Origin of the sequence: Sphingobium sp. BHU LFT2 (assembly GCF_018604485.1) — a bacterium.
Taxonomy (GTDB): Bacteria; Pseudomonadota; Alphaproteobacteria; order Sphingomonadales; family Sphingomonadaceae; genus Sphingobium; species Sphingobium yanoikuyae_A.
Window position 1 is genome coordinate 195,764 of sequence record NZ_JAFCGW010000005.1, and the last position, 13,942, is coordinate 209,705.

A 13,942-nucleotide genomic window follows, 5' to 3' on the forward strand; every position below is an offset into this window, starting at 1 on the left:
AGGATCTGGGCACCATGTTCACCGGCATCATCACCGACATCGGCACCATCCGCACCCATGAGCAGCGCGGCGACCTGCGCCTGGTCATCGAAAGCGGCTATGACATGGAGACGGTGGCGATCGGCGCATCGATCGCCTGTTCGGGCGCCTGCCTGACGGTGGTGGAAAAGGGGCCGGGCTGGTTCGCGGTCGACCTGTCGGCCGAGACCGTCGCCCGCACTGCGCCGGGCCTGTGGGCGCACGGCGGCAAGCTTAACCTGGAACGCGCGTTGAAGGTCGGCGACGAACTGGGCGGCCATATCGTCACCGGCCATGTCGACGGCATCGGCCATCTGGTGTCGGCCAGCCGCGAGGGCGATTCGATCCGCCTGGTCATCAGCGCACCGGCCGAACTGGCCGCCGCACTGGCCGCCAAGGGATCGATCACATTGGACGGCATCTCGCTGACCGTGAACAGCGTCGAGGACCAGCCCGACGGCAGCGTCCATTTCGGCCTCAACATCATCCCGCACACCGCGATCGCCACCACGCTGGACAGCCTGCCCGACGGCCGGGCGTTCAACCTGGAGATCGATGTGCTGGCCCGCTATCTCGACCGGATGCAGAGCCTTCGCAGCAAATGATGTGATTTCACCCTTGAAGAAATCACATTGCAGTGTGATATAACTCTCATACCCGATCCGGGAAGGAGTGTTTATGTCGTCCTCGCTTATCGATTCCGTCCGCGCCCTCGTTACCGATGGCGGCATGTCCCGATCGGGTCTGGCGCGCGCCGCCGGCCTGCACGCCAACAGCCTGCGCAAGCTGGGCGAAGGCGACTGGAACCCGACGGCCGAGACGCTGGGCAAGCTGGAAGCCTATCTGCTGAAGCGCGAGGGCGGCACCGCACTTGCCAGCCCCGAGGAAATCATCAACGAGGCCCGCAACGGCCGCATGTTCATCCTGGTCGATGACGAGGATCGCGAAAATGAAGGCGATCTGGTCATCCCCGCCCAGATGGCGACCCCCGACGCGATCAATTTCATGGCTACCCATGGCCGCGGCCTCATCTGCCTGGCGCTGACCAAGGGCCGGGTTGAAGAACTGGGCCTGGACCTGATGAGCCGCAACAACGGCACCCGCCATGAAACCGCCTTCACCGTATCGATCGAGGCGCGCGAAGGCGTCACCACTGGCATCAGCGCCGCCGACCGCGCCCGTACCGTTTCCGTCGCGATCGATTCCGGCAAGAGCAAGCAGGACATCGTCACGCCGGGCCATATCTTCCCGCTGATCGCCAAGGACGGCGGCGTGCTGGTCCGCACCGGCCATACCGAGGCCGCCGTCGATGTCGCCCGCCTCGCCGGCCTCAACCCGTCCGGCGTCATCTGCGAGGTGATGAAGGATGACGGCACGATGGCGCGCCTCGACGACCTCATCCCCTTCGCCGCCAAGCACAAGATGAAGATCGGCACGATCCGCGACCTGATCGCCTATCGTCGCCGCCACGACCATGTCGTCGAGCGCCGCGCCGAAACCGTCTTTGAAAGCAAGTGGGGCGGCGAATGGAAGGCGATCACCTTCTTCAACAAGGCGACCAAGTCGGAACAGCTGGTGCTGCAGAAGGGCAAGGTCGACCCCGACCAGCCGACCCTGGTGCGCATGCATCAGCTGGCCCCGCTGAGCGACATTTTCGGCGGCGAAGGGCCGCGCGGCGACGTGCTGGCCCGGTCGATGGACATCATCGCCAAGGAAGGCGCCGGCGTGGTCGTGCTGCTGCGTGACGGCGAACCCGACATGCTGACCCGGATGATCCAGGCCCATGCCGGCAAGCAGCCCGGTGGCATGGACGAACTGCGCGACTATGGCGTAGGCGCGCAGATCCTGGCGGAGCTGGGCGTGCATGACATGATCCTGCTCAGCAACACCCAGCACAGCCTGATCGCCCTTGACGGCTATGACCTGGCCGTGGTTGGGCAGCGTCCGATCGAGCTCTGAAGGATATTCGCATGGCCAAGTTTCTCATCGTCGAAGCCCGCTTCTACGACCATCTCAACGACCTGCTGATCGAAGGCGCGAAGGCCGCGCTGGACGAAGCCGGCCACAAATATGAGGTGGTGACCGTTCCGGGGGCGCTGGAAATCCCCGGTGCGATCGCACTGGCAGCCGAGACCGGTCGCTATGACGGCTTCGTCGCGATCGGCGTGGTGATCCGCGGCGAAACCTATCATTTCGAAGTGGTGTCGAACGAAAGCGCGCGCGGCCTGATGGCACTGAGCATGGATGCTATCGCAATCGGCAACGGCATCCTGACCGTCGAGAATGAGGAGCAGGCCCTGGTGCGCGCCCGTCCCGACCAGAAGGACAAGGGCGGCGAAGCGGCCAAGGCGGCGATTGCCATGCTGGGCCTGCGCGAACGTTTCGCGATCTGATCCGCGGCCTTTTGACAGACACAAATAAGGGCGCGCTCCGCGAGGAACGCGCCCTTATTCATTACTACCGAAGGATCAGGCGGCCGCCTTTTCCTCGGCCAGGGTCGGATAGTCGGTATAGCCTTCCGCGCCCTGGCTGTAGAAGGTCGCCATCTGCGCCGGGGTCAGCGGCGCGCCTTCCCGCAGGCGATCGACCAGATCGGGATTGGCGAGGAAGGGACGACCAAAGCTGATCGCGTCGGCCAGGCCAGAGGCGAGATCGGCCTGCGCACGATCAAGCCCATAATCGCTGTTGAGAACCAGCGGCCCCTTGAAATGCTGGCGGATCAGCGGCGACAGGCGCGGCACGTCGGTGGCGCCGAAGGTGCCGTCCGGGCCGGGCTCGCGCAGTTCGAGGAAGGCGATGCCGATCTGATTCAGCACCTCGGCAGCGGCGGCAAACAGCGGCTCGGGATTGCTGTCATTGACGCCCTGGGTATCGCCATTGGGCGACAGGCGCACGGACACGCGATCGGCGCCGATCGCATCGACCACCGCCTGCGTCACTTCACGCAGCAGGCGGACGCGATTTTCGATGCCGCCGCCATAGATATCATCGCGGAAATTGCTGTTGTCGCGCAGGAATTGGTCGATCAGATAGCCATTCGCGGCGTGGATCTGGACCCCGTCGAAGCCGGCGGCGATCGCATTGTTGGCCGCCTTCACATAGTCGGCGATGATGCCGGGAATTTCGTCGATCGCGAGCGGACGCGCGACCTCATAAGGCTTCTTGCCCTCATAGGTATGGGCGTCGCCCGGCGTCGCGGTGGCACTGGAGGAAACCGGCTGCTCGCCGGTGACGGCCGAATGGACGGCACGGCCCATATGCCAGAGCTGGGCGACGATCAGCCCGCCCTTGTCATGCACGGCCTGGGTGACCGGCTTCCAGGCCTCGACCTGTTCGTCGGACCAGAGGCCCGGCGCATAGGGCCAGCCCAGGCCCTGGTGCGAAATGCCGGTCGCCTCGCTGATGATGAGGCCGGCCGAGGCGCGCTGCGCATAATAATCGACCATGATCGGGGTCGGGACATGATCGCGGGTGGCGCGGCCACGGGTGAGCGGCGCCATGATGGCGCGGTTGGCGGCGGTGTCGGCGCCGAGCTTTATCGGATCGAAGATTGTGGTCATGAAACCTCCCTCATGAACGTTGCAATTTGCAACGGGACTTGATGCAGAAAGCCAGCTAGGGAGCCGCCATGGCCGCTTCAACCCCCATGGCGCATATCGCGACGCCCAGACTCGCTTTTCCGGCGCTGATCCTGGCCAATATCATTCTGGCGCTGGGACCGGTGCTGGTGCGGCTGGCCGATGTCGGGCCGGTGGCTGCCGCCTTCTGGCGACTGGCGATCGCCATGCCCTTCCTGTTCATCCTGGCATTGCCGAAGCTGCGCAAGAGCCGCTTGTCGCGCGGCCAGTGGACGATCGTGATTGTCGCTGGGGTCTGCTTTGCTGCCGATCTGGCTGCCTGGCATCTGGGCATCGGCCATACCAAGGTCGCCAATGCAACGCTGTTCGGCAATATGAGCGCACTGATGCTGCCGCTGTGGGGCCTCATCGTGCTGCGCGAACATGTATCGAAGCTGCAGATCGGCGCGCTGATCCTGGCCGCGATCGGCGCGGCCATATTGATGGGCAGCAGCTATGAGCTGTCGCCTGTCAACCTGAAGGGCGACCTGTTCTGCCTGCTCGCCGGGTTGCTCTACACCACCTATCTTCTGCTGATCCAGGGCGCGCGCAAGCGGCTGGACAGCTGGTCGGTGCTGGCGGTCGTCAGCGCGGCCGGAGCCTTGCCCCTGCTGCTCGCCGCCAATGCGATGGGCGAAACGGTGATGCCGCAGGACTGGACCCCGCTCATCATCCTTGCCCTGTCCAGCCAGATCGTCGGCCAGGGACTGCTCACCTATGCGCTCGGCTGTTTTTCGCCGCTGGTGCTGGGGCTCAGCCTGTTGCTGCAACCCGCCGTTGCCGCGCTGGCCGGGTGGCTGCTGTTCGGCGAGACATTGAGCGCGACCGACATTGTCGGCGGCGTGGCCGTGGCGGTCGCACTGGTGCTTGTGCGCCTGCCCCGACGGGCCTAGGTTACGACCATGAGCGACCAGACCCAAGAGCTGACCCTGGACGAAATCCGCGCATTGCTGGCGCCGATCCTGCCGCGCCACGCCGCCTTTGACGGCTGGCGGCCCGAAGCGGTGGCGATGGCGGCGGCGGAAAAGAACATCGATGCCGATGTCGCAGCACTGGCCTTCGACGGCGGCGCCATGGGCATGATCGAGGCCTGGTTCGCCAGCATCGACGCCCGGATGCTGGAGGTGCTGCCTCCCGAAAAGCTCGCCGCCATGTCGATTCGCAAGAAGATCAGCGCGCTGATCGAGACCCGCCTGGCCCTGCTGGCGCCCGACCGCGAAGCGCTGCGCCGGGCGCAGGCGATCCTGGCGATGCCGGCCAATGCCGTGCGCGCCGCCAAGCTGGGCTGGCACGCCGCCGACATCATGTGGCGCGCGGCGGGCGACACCGCCACCGACCTCAACCATTATAGCAAGCGGGCAACGCTGGGCAGCATCTATGCCGCGACACTGCTGACCTTCGTCAATGACGAGAGCGAGGATCATGCCGATAGCCGCGCCTTCCTGGCCCGGCGGATCGAGGGGATCATGCGTTTCGAGAAGATGAAGGCCCGGTTCAAAGGCGTGGGCGATGGCGAGCATCTCAGCCTGTCGCGCTTCATCGGCCGGCTGCGCTATCCGGCGGTGTGAAGTTCGGGCTGGCCTTCACCAGACGTAATTGATAGTCAGTCGCAAATCTGATTTCTGGTTAAGAGTCCATCCTCCTTGCGCCTGACCGATCTGCCCCTGCGCCAACCCGCTTTTGTTGAAACCATCGACTGGGAGTCGCTGTCGTCCGTGGAAGGACAGCGCCTGCGCGAGTTCGGCCTGTGCGAAGGCGCCAGCGTCGAGGCGCTGCATCATGGCGGCCTGCTGGGTCGTGGACCGCTGGCGGTGAAGATCGGGCGGATGACGGTGGCTATGCGGCGCGCCCATGCCGCCGCCGTGGAAGTCAGCACCGGCCCGCAGGAGGCGCAGGCATGAGCGGCCTTCCCCTCGTCGCGCTGGTCGGCAATCCCAATGCGGGCAAGTCCGCCCTGTTCAACGCGCTGACCGGCGCGCGGCAGAAGCTGGGCAATTATCCGGGCGTCACGGTGGAGCGCAAGGCGGGCCGGCTGTCGCTGGCCGACGGCCGACCGGTCGAACTGGTCGATCTGCCCGGCACTTACAGCCTGTCGCCCGCCAGCCCCGACGAACAGGTGACGCGCGACTTCGTGCTGGGCAAGCAGGCTGGCGAGAAGCTGCCCGACGCGCTGGTGATCGTGGTCGACGCGTCGAACCTCGACAATCATCTGCGCTTTGCGCTGGAGCTGATCGCGCTGGGCCTGCCCACCGTCGTCGCACTCAACATGGTCGATCTGGCCACCCGCGACGGGCTGGAACTGGACGCCAATGTGCTGGCGCGCGAACTGGGCGTGCCGGTGGTGTCCACCGTGGCGGTGCGCAAGCGCGGCCTGGATCATCTCAAGACCGAGCTGGAAACGCTGCTCGGCGCCCAGACGGGCATGCTGCGCGCCTCCGCCGGTGAACCGGATTTCGACGCCGTGCGCCGCGAGGCGCGGCGCATCGCCCGCGCCGCGATCGTGCGCGAGACGCCATCGCGCCGGCTGACGGCGGCGGTCGACCGGGTCGCGCTGCACCCGGTGTTGGGCCTCGCCCTGTTGCTCAGCCTGTTGTTCGTGATGTTCCAGGCGGTCTTCTCCTGGGCATCGGTGCCCGCCGACATGCTGGAGGGTTGGGTCACGGCGCTGGGCGAGGCGGTAACCAACACTTTGCCGCCGGGCATCATCCACGATTTCCTGTTGCAGGGCGTGGTCGGCGGCGTCGGCGCGGTGATCGTGTTCCTGCCGCAGATCCTGATCCTCTTCTTCTTCATCCTGATGCTGGAGGCGACCGGCTATATGGCCCGTGCCGCCTTCCTGATGGATGGCATCATGGCGAAGGTCGGCCTGTCGGGTCGGGCCTTCATCCCGCTGCTCTCCTCCTTCGCCTGCGCGGTGCCGGGGATCATGGCGACGCGCACGATCAGCGATCCCAAGGACCGGCTGACCACGATCCTGATCGCGCCGCTGATGACCTGTTCGGCGCGACTGCCGGTCTATGGCCTGATCATCGCCGCCTTCATCCCGGCGCGCAGCGTGGGACCGGGCATCGGCCTGCAGGGGCTGGTGCTGTTCCTGCTCTATGTCGCCGGCATCGTCGGTGCCATGCTGGCCGCCTGGGCGCTGCGCCTGACCGTGGCCAAGGGCCGCAGCGGCGGATTCCTGATGGAAATGCCGAAATATCAGTGGCCCCGACCGCAGGACATCCTGATCGGCCTGTGGCAGCGCGGCGTCATCTTCCTCAAGCGCGCCGGCACCATCATCCTGGCCACCAATATCGTGCTGTGGGTGCTGGCCAGCTTCCCCCATGCGCCCGAGGGCGTGAAGCAGAGCGAATATTCGATCGCCGGACGGATCGCGGGCGGCATCAATGTGCTGGTCGAGCCGATCGGCTTCAACCGCGACATTTCGCTCGCCCTGCTGCCCAGCATGGCGGCGCGCGAAGTCGCCGTGTCGGCTATCGCCACCGTCTATGCAATCGATGCCGAGGATGATGCCGAGGCGCTGGAACAGGGACTGGGCGACCGGCTGGCCGGCCGCTGGAGCCTGGCCACCGCCCTCGCCTTCCTGGCCTGGTTCGTGTTCGCGCCGCAGTGCATTTCGACCATTGCCGTTACCCGGCGCGAGACCAATGGCTGGAAATGGCCATTGTTCATGATCGGTTATCTGTTCGTGCTGGCCTATGCCGCGGCGGGCGTGACATATTGGGCGGCGGTGGCGATGGGACTCGGCTGATCCCAAGCCCCGGACATTTGGCCTAGCTTTGTTCTTTACCGCCAAGGCGAGGCTTCTATAACGGCGCCTTTAGTGCTTTCGGAGGAATCATGGCAGGCTCGGTCAACAAGGTCATTCTCATCGGGAATCTGGGGGCCGACCCGGAAGTGAAGAGCTTCCAGAATGGCGGCAAGATCTGCAACCTGCGGATCGCGACCTCGGAAAGCTGGAAGGATCGCATGTCGGGGGAGCGCAAGGAGCGCACCGAATGGCATAGCGTCGTCATCAATTCCGAAGGCCTGGTCGGCGTCGCCGAACGCTTCCTGCGCAAGGGATCGAAGATCTACATCGAGGGCCAGCTGCGTACCCGCAAGTGGCAGGACAATAATGGCAATGACCGCTACACCACCGAGGTCGCCCTGTCGGGCCCCGGCGCGGTGCTAACCATGCTGGACGGTGCGCCGGGTGGCGGTGGCGGCCAGGGCGGTGGCTATGGCGGTGGGCGCTCCTCGGGCGGCGGCAACCAGGGCGTCAGCGATTGGGGCGCGAGCAGCGGCGGCTTTGGCGGCGGCGATTATGACGATTTCGGCGGCGGCAACAGTGGCGGCGGCTTTGGTGGCGGGCGCTCGTCGGGCGGCAGCAACCAGGGTGGCGGCTTCGGCGGCGGACGCGCCTCGGGCGGCGGTCAGGGCGGCCCGAACTTCGACAACGACCTGGACGACGAAGTCCCGTTCTGATCGGTCCTTTCCACAGGGATTGACCTGACATGCATGTCCTGCTGACCGGATCGTCGGGCTGGCTGGGCCGTTTCCTGGCGCCGATGCTGCGCGCGGCGGGACATGCAGTGACCGGCCTGGACGTCGCGTCAGGCCGGGGCACCGACATCATCGGATCGGTCGCCGACCGGGCGCTGATCGAGCGCGTCTTTGCCGAACGCGGGATCGAGGCGGTGATCCATGGCGGCGCGTTGCACAAGCCGGACATCGTCCGCTACCCCGCCCACTCCTTCATCGACGTCAATGTCACCGGCACGCGCAACCTGCTGGAAGCAGCGACCGCGGCTGGGCATGACCGCTTCGTCATGACATCCACCACGTCGCTGATGATCAGCCAGGCGGTGCGCGACGAAGCTGGCGATGCGGCGGTATGGCTCGACGAGCAGAGCGGGCCGCTGGAGCCCCGCAACATCTATGGCGTGACCAAGCTGGCGGCCGAGGGGCTGTGCCGGGTGCAGCAACTGGAGTGCGGCATCGGCTGCACCATCTTGCGCACCGCCCGCTTCTTCCCCGAGGATGACGACAGCGACGCCAGCCTGTCAGGGCAGAATCTGAAGGCCAATGAATTTCTCCATCGCCGGCTGACGGTAGAGGATGCCGCGCGGGCACATCTGGTCGCGCTGGAACGGACGCCGCCGGCGCGCTGCGAAACCTATCTGGTTTCCGCGCCGACGCCTTTCGCCCGCGAGGAAGCGACGGAGCTGAAACGCGATGCGGCAGCGGTGATCGCGCGGCATTTTCCCGAAGCTGCGGAGCTATATGCCCGGCGCGGCTGGCAACTGCCGGCGTCGATCGGCCGGGTCTATGATGCGGGATTGGCGCGGCGCCAGATGGGGCTTCACTGCGAGACGGACTTTGCCGCGATCCTGACGGCGCTGGCGAACGATGCGGCGATGCCGTTCATCCACGACGCCGATTATGTGTCACCGGCGGTGCAAAGTTGACAGCGAAGCTGACAGTTTGAGCCCATTGTTGCGTTACTGATTTGAAAGCGGCCATTCCGATCATTCGTTACTTATAATCACGAATGATGATCGATCCGCTGCATCAGTGTGAGTGGAGAGATGGATGTGACTCTCCGCTCGCATTATGCGATAATGATTTGCATGAGCAAGATTGAAGCTGCCATCGGTGTGCCAATCCGGCAGATAGTCCGCCCGCTGCAGCTGGCAATCGGGGGCACCATCACCCTGTCGGGCATCGGGATTTTGCTGGCACAGGCCGTCCGCCTGCTCTGACGATCAGCAGGGGCGACCAGCGGCCACCCCTGCGGATCGAAGCTTAGTTGGCCAGTTCGGCCTTCGCGAAGTCGCGGATATGGGCGCCGATATCCTCGCGCTCCAGCGCCAGGGCAAGGTTCGCCTCGATATAGCCGGCCTTGGAGCCGCAGTCGAAACGGCGACCGTCGAAGGTGACACCGTGGAAGGGCTGCTTGCCGATCAGCGAGGCCATGGCATCGGTCAGCTGGATCTCGCCGCCCGCGCCCTTTTCCTGGGTTTCCAGGATCTTCATGACGTCGGGCTGCAGGATATAGCGGCCAGGCAGGATGAGGTTGGAGGGGGCGGTGCCGAGCTTGGGCTTTTCCACCAGGCCCTTCACTTCGGTCAGGGCGCCGTCGCGCGCGCCCGGATCGATCACGCCATAGCTGGGCGTCTGGTCCATCGGGATTTCGAGCGCGCAGACCAGGTTGCCGCCGACCTTTTCATAGGCCTCGACCATCTGCTTCATGCAGCCATTGCCGGGCGCGCCCTTCATGAACTCGTCGGGCAGGATGATGGCGAACGGTTCGTCACCGACGATATCGCGGGCACACCAGATCGCGTGGCCCAGGCCCAGCGGCTCCTGCTGGCGCAGGAACACCGCATCGCCGGGCGCCAGGCGCGTCCCTTCCAGCGCCGAAAGATCCTTGCCGCGCTCGCGCTGGGTGATCTCGCATTCGAAGGCGATGTCGAAATAATCCTCGATCGCGCCCTTGCCGCGTCCGGTGACGAAGATCATCTGCTCGATCCCCGCCTCGCGCGCTTCATCCACGGCATATTGGATCAGCGGACGGTCGACCACGGGCAGCAATTCCTTGGGCACCGACTTGGTGGCGGGCAGGAAACGCGTGCCAAGACCGGCGACAGGAAAGACGGCTTTGCGAATCGGTTTGTTCGACATGGGACTCCGTTCTCGATGAGTGCCGGCTCGCTGGGGGGATCGCGAACCGGGAGAAAAAGGTCAAGCGCTACGGCAACTTGTCTTTATGGGTCAGATCGTCAGAAGACGCTGTGCAACCTGTTCCAGCGCCGCAATTTCATTATCCAAATGCTCCAGGCTTACATATTGAGCATTGTTACGTAAGTCGCGGCACAGAAAGCCTTCAGGTGACGGCTGCTGAAAGCCGCCGATGATGAGGGTACGGAAACGGTCGATCCGCTGGAGATCGCGCTCGACCTCCGCAATTTCGGTCAGCCCGGCCGCGTTGCGCCGATCGCGCATGGCGACGGTCGTGCGCAATTCGGTCATCAGCTTGGTCATGGTCGGCCGCGTGCGCGCGCCCACGGTGCGGACGTCGCCCATGGTTTCCCGCAACTCGGCCAGCCGCGCCTCCAGACTCTGTTCCAGCATCGTCCAGGCGCAGACCAGCCGACCGATACCGCACAATAATGCCGCATCTTCCGGCGCATAGGCCGCAACCGGCTTCGTCACCTTGTCGTCCTGCGCCAATTCCGCGCTCACGCCCCGCATACTCCTCATGCCCCTGAATCTGCGCAGACCCAGCCGGAAAGGCCAGAGCAACGGGTCGCGCTCGCCCGCTAGCCGGGCACGGGCCAGCGGAATATGTGCTGAAACGTCGGCAAGCCGAACAAGTTGCGTTCAGCGGTGGCCGATCGGAAGGCGCCAGATCAGAAGTCGATGGCGATGCCCTTGCGCTCCCAGTCGCCATAGCGGACCGGGCTCAGCTCCTCGTCCAGCACCGGCTGCTGGTCGACCGGGTCAGGCTGGGGCACGGGCGGGCTCTTGGAGAGATGCTCGGGCGCCTTCACATGCGCCGGGCGCTTGCCGTTGAAATGTCCCATGTCGGGCCTTTCGATTGCGGAGCGCGCGCGGCAACCCCATATTCAGTGTCAGGCCCGCTATCTGGGCCGCAAAGGAGCGATGTGCAAGTGAGTGGTTTTCGCACGGTGATGCTGTTGTCGGCGCTGACGGCGCTGTTCATGGCGCTGGGCTATACGCTGGGCGGCAGCGGCGGCGCGGTGATTGCCCTGCTGGTGGCGGCGGGGATGAACCTGTTCACCTTCTGGAACGCCGACAAGATCGTGCTGTCCATGCACAATGCGCGCGAGGTGGATGCCCAGAGCGCGCCCGAATTTTACGGCCTGGTCCAGGCGCTGAGCCAGCGCGCCGGCCTGCCGATGCCGCGCGTCTATGTGATCGACCAGGATGCGCCCAACGCCTTTGCCACTGGCCGCAATCCGGAAAATGCTGCCGTGGCGGCGACCACCGGCCTGCTCAACATGCTGACCCGCGACGAGGTGGCAGGCGTGATGGCGCATGAACTGGGCCATGTGAAGAATCGCGACACCCTGATCATGACGATGGTGGCTACCATTGCCGGTGCCATTTCAATGCTGGCCAATTTCGGCCTCTTCTTCCGCGGCGGCGGCAATGAGGAAAATGGCCATAGCAACATGATCGCGACCTTGCTGGCGGTGATCGTCGCCCCCTTTGCCGCGATGATCGTGCAGATGGCGATCAGCCGCACCCGCGAATATGGCGCCGACCAGGCCGGGGCGGAGATCAGCGGCAATCCGCGCGCGCTCGCCTCCGCCCTCGCCAAGATTTCCGGCCGGGCCGAGCTGATCCCCAACCCGGTGGCCGAGCGCAATCCCGCCGCCGCGCAGCTCTATATCGTGCCGGTACATGTGAGCGAGTTGTTCTCGACCCATCCGGCGACCGAGAAGCGCATCGCCGCGCTGGAGGAGATTGCACAGGATATGGGGCAGAGCGGTAGCCCACCGCCCGTGAGCATGTCGGGGCAAGAACGAGCGACGCAGGCATCGGCCCTGTCGCCAGTGGCCGCGCCCAAGCGTCGGCGCAGCGCGCTCGATCCGCACGGGCGCTGATGCCGGTCGACGAGATTGGCGAGATCGCCTTCCGCGCCGCCGGGTTCGTGGCGCGCGAGGCGGCCGGCCTCGTCGTCGACATTGCCGTCGAATATATCTTTTCCCGTCACACGCCGCGCCTGTTCCACGCGATCGGCCGGCGGACAATCGCAATCGCCACGCTGGGCCGCAAACGCATCCCTTCTTCCTTGCGGGTCGTGCGGAAGGGGATGGCGCCGCGCCCGCGCCGGTCGGACTGGTTGGCGCTGTGGGTCGGCGTTGCCACCAGCATCGGCCTGCTTGCGGCAGCGATCTACACGGCCATCTGCTTCGTTTGAAGATGACCCCAGGGCCAAAAGCGCGTAGGGGCCGCTGATGTCCCGTCGTCCCAACGCCCGTTCCGGTGCCCCGCGCGCCGATGATGTCCCCGGCCTGCCCGCGCGCCGCGCTGCCCTGAAGCTGCTGGACGCCGTCTTGCGTCGGGGCGACCCGCTGGAAATCGCGCTGCATGGCGCGACCCAGGGGCTGGCCGACCGAGCCGACCGCGCGCTGGTCCATGCCATCGTCGCCGAGACGTTGCGCCATTTGCCCGATCTCGACGCGCTGATCGACGGCGCGACCAAGCAGCCCCTGCCCGCCGATGCCAAGGCGCGCATGGTGCTGCGCATCGCGCTCATCCAGGTGCTGGCGCTGGGCACCGCGCCCCATGCGGCGATCGCCACCGCGCTGCCGCTGGTCGATGGCGGACCGCGCAAGCTGGTCCATGGCGTGTTCGGCACCGTGACCCGCGCCGAGCCGAGCCTGCCCGTGCCGCCCACCCTGCCCGCCGAGGTCGCCGAACGCTGGACCGGGCAATGGGGCGAGGCGATGCCGCTGGCCGCCGCCCACGCCTATGCGGTGCGCCCGCCGGTCGACATCAACCTGCGCGATCCGGCCGAGACCGGCAAATGGGTCGAGGCGCTGGGCGGCACCAGCTTTGCGCCCGGCCATGTCCGCTTGCCCGAGGGGGCGGTCGTGCCCGAGCTGCCCGGCTTTGCCGAGGGCGCCTGGTGGGTGCAGGATATCGCAGCCTCCTGCCCGGCCCGACTGCTAGGCGCAGGCGAAGGCCGGACCGTGCTGGACCTGTGCGCCGCGCCGGGCGGCAAGACGATGCAGCTGGCAGCGGCCGGATGGGCCGTGACCGCGGTCGACCAGTCGAAGAAAAGGCTGGAGCGGCTGAGCGAAAATCTGGCGCGCACCGGCCTGTCGGCCGATGTCGTGCAGGCGGACCTGCGCCAATGGGCGCCCGAGGCGCCGGTCGATGCGCTGCTGCTCGATGCGCCCTGCACCGCCACCGGCATCTATCGCCGTCATCCCGACGTTTTGCACCGCATCGGCCCGCGCCAGATCGCGGAACTGGCCGACCTGCAGGGCGAACTACTGGCCCGCGTCGCCGATTGGGTGAAGCCGGGCGGGACGATCCTCTACGCCACCTGCTCGCTGGAACAGGCCGAGGGCGAGGCGCAGATGGCCCGTTTCCTGGCGGCGCGTCCCGATTTTGCGGCCCAGCCGGTGACGGCAAGCGAACTGCCCGACGGCATGGCGCCGACCGCCGACGGCTGGCTGCGCACCCTGCCCGACACGCTGGCGGAACAGGGCGGCACCGACGGCTTTTTCGTTGCAAGGATCGTGCGCATCGGGAACTAAGGCTTAACCATGAGGGGCTTAAGG

General features: G+C 65.9%; 17 protein-coding genes. 13 read left to right on the plus strand and 4 right to left on the minus strand.

Annotated features, from left to right (window positions below; genetic code table 11):
• Positions 1 to 14: 14 nt before the first annotated feature.
• From JQK15_RS12530 to ribH, 3 genes are all read left to right on the plus strand, one after another.
• The gene (locus JQK15_RS12530) at positions 15 to 623 is read left to right on the plus strand and encodes a riboflavin synthase (RefSeq protein WP_069336372.1); all 609 of its coding nucleotides are present in this window, start codon (positions 15 to 17) and stop codon (positions 621 to 623) included.
• A gap of 73 nt (positions 624 to 696) precedes the next feature.
• Positions 697 to 1,977, plus strand: a complete 1,281-nt coding sequence (gene ribB, locus JQK15_RS12535) for a 3,4-dihydroxy-2-butanone-4-phosphate synthase (RefSeq protein WP_069336373.1) — start codon at positions 697 to 699, stop codon at positions 1,975 to 1,977.
• An 11-nt stretch (positions 1,978 to 1,988) separates the two neighbouring features.
• Entirely contained in the window at positions 1,989 to 2,411 is a 423-nt protein-coding gene (gene ribH / locus JQK15_RS12540; RefSeq protein WP_017501105.1) for a 6,7-dimethyl-8-ribityllumazine synthase, read from the plus strand.
• Positions 2,412 to 2,486: 75 nt separating this feature from the next.
• On the opposite strand, the gene JQK15_RS12545 is transcribed toward ribH, so the two are convergent.
• The gene (locus tag JQK15_RS12545) at positions 2,487 to 3,578 is read right to left on the minus strand and encodes an alkene reductase (protein WP_214865850.1); all 1,092 of its coding nucleotides are present in this window, start codon (positions 3,576 to 3,578) and stop codon (positions 2,487 to 2,489) included.
• Positions 3,579 to 3,646: 68 nt separating this feature from the next.
• On the opposite strand from JQK15_RS12545, the gene JQK15_RS12550 reads away from it, so the two are divergent.
• From JQK15_RS12550 to JQK15_RS27285, 7 genes are all read left to right on the plus strand, one after another.
• Entirely contained in the window at positions 3,647 to 4,528 is an 882-nt protein-coding gene (locus JQK15_RS12550) for a DMT family transporter (protein WP_214865852.1), read from the plus strand.
• Positions 4,529 to 4,537: 9 nt separating this feature from the next.
• Positions 4,538 to 5,203 (plus strand): COQ9 family protein, encoded by a 666-nt coding sequence (locus tag JQK15_RS12555; RefSeq protein WP_214865854.1) that lies wholly within the window; start codon positions 4,538 to 4,540, stop codon positions 5,201 to 5,203.
• Positions 5,204 to 5,278: 75 nt separating this feature from the next.
• A complete protein-coding gene (locus JQK15_RS12560) occupies positions 5,279 to 5,536 on the plus strand; it encodes a FeoA family protein (RefSeq protein ID WP_037521316.1) in 258 nt (85 codons plus the stop codon).
• Positions 5,533 to 7,389 carry a ferrous iron transporter B gene (gene feoB / locus JQK15_RS12565; RefSeq protein ID WP_214865856.1) on the plus strand — a complete coding sequence of 619 codons (1,857 nt, stop codon included), beginning with the start codon at positions 5,533 to 5,535 and terminating at the stop codon, positions 7,387 to 7,389. Before JQK15_RS12560 ends, feoB begins: the two co-directional genes overlap by 4 nt.
• Positions 7,390 to 7,478: 89 nt before the next feature.
• Entirely contained in the window at positions 7,479 to 8,105 is a 627-nt protein-coding gene (gene ssb, locus JQK15_RS12570) for a single-stranded DNA-binding protein (RefSeq protein ID WP_069336378.1), read from the plus strand.
• Between the two features lie 29 nt (positions 8,106 to 8,134).
• On the plus strand, positions 8,135 to 9,088 hold the full coding sequence (locus tag JQK15_RS12575; RefSeq protein ID WP_214865859.1) for an NAD-dependent epimerase/dehydratase family protein: 954 nt from the start codon (positions 8,135 to 8,137) through the stop codon (positions 9,086 to 9,088).
• A gap of 162 nt (positions 9,089 to 9,250) precedes the next feature.
• Complete coding sequence (locus JQK15_RS27285; protein WP_257010957.1) at positions 9,251 to 9,382, plus strand: hypothetical protein; 132 nt, start codon at positions 9,251 to 9,253, stop codon at positions 9,380 to 9,382.
• Between the two features lie 43 nt (positions 9,383 to 9,425).
• Here the strand turns inward: JQK15_RS27285 and JQK15_RS12580 are convergent, their stop codons facing one another.
• From JQK15_RS12580 to JQK15_RS12590, 3 genes are all read right to left on the minus strand, one after another.
• On the minus strand, positions 9,426 to 10,304 hold the full coding sequence (locus JQK15_RS12580) for a UTP--glucose-1-phosphate uridylyltransferase (protein ID WP_010338699.1): 879 nt from the start codon (positions 10,302 to 10,304) through the stop codon (positions 9,426 to 9,428).
• Positions 10,305 to 10,394: 90 nt separating this feature from the next.
• A complete protein-coding gene (locus tag JQK15_RS12585) occupies positions 10,395 to 10,874 on the minus strand; it encodes a hypothetical protein (protein ID WP_069336381.1) in 480 nt (159 codons plus the stop codon).
• A gap of 158 nt (positions 10,875 to 11,032) precedes the next feature.
• Positions 11,033 to 11,206: a DUF1674 domain-containing protein gene (locus JQK15_RS12590; RefSeq protein ID WP_010338697.1), complete on the minus strand. Its 174-nt coding sequence runs from the start codon at positions 11,204 to 11,206 to the stop codon at positions 11,033 to 11,035.
• 108 nt (positions 11,207 to 11,314) lie between these two features.
• On the opposite strand from JQK15_RS12590, the gene htpX reads away from it, so the two are divergent.
• From htpX to JQK15_RS12605, 3 genes are read left to right on the plus strand one after another with little or no spacing between them, the layout of a single operon-like run.
• Positions 11,315 to 12,253, plus strand: coding sequence for a zinc metalloprotease HtpX (gene htpX / locus JQK15_RS12595; RefSeq protein ID WP_251007732.1), 939 nt, complete (start codon positions 11,315 to 11,317; stop codon positions 12,251 to 12,253).
• Positions 12,253 to 12,570, plus strand: a complete 318-nt coding sequence (locus JQK15_RS12600; protein ID WP_214865863.1) for a hypothetical protein — start codon at positions 12,253 to 12,255, stop codon at positions 12,568 to 12,570. The genes htpX and JQK15_RS12600 overlap by 1 nt, the downstream gene beginning before the upstream one ends.
• 37 nt (positions 12,571 to 12,607) lie before the next feature.
• Entirely contained in the window at positions 12,608 to 13,918 is a 1,311-nt protein-coding gene (locus JQK15_RS12605; protein ID WP_214865865.1) for an RsmB/NOP family class I SAM-dependent RNA methyltransferase, read from the plus strand.
• Positions 13,919 to 13,942: the final 24 nt, after the last annotated feature.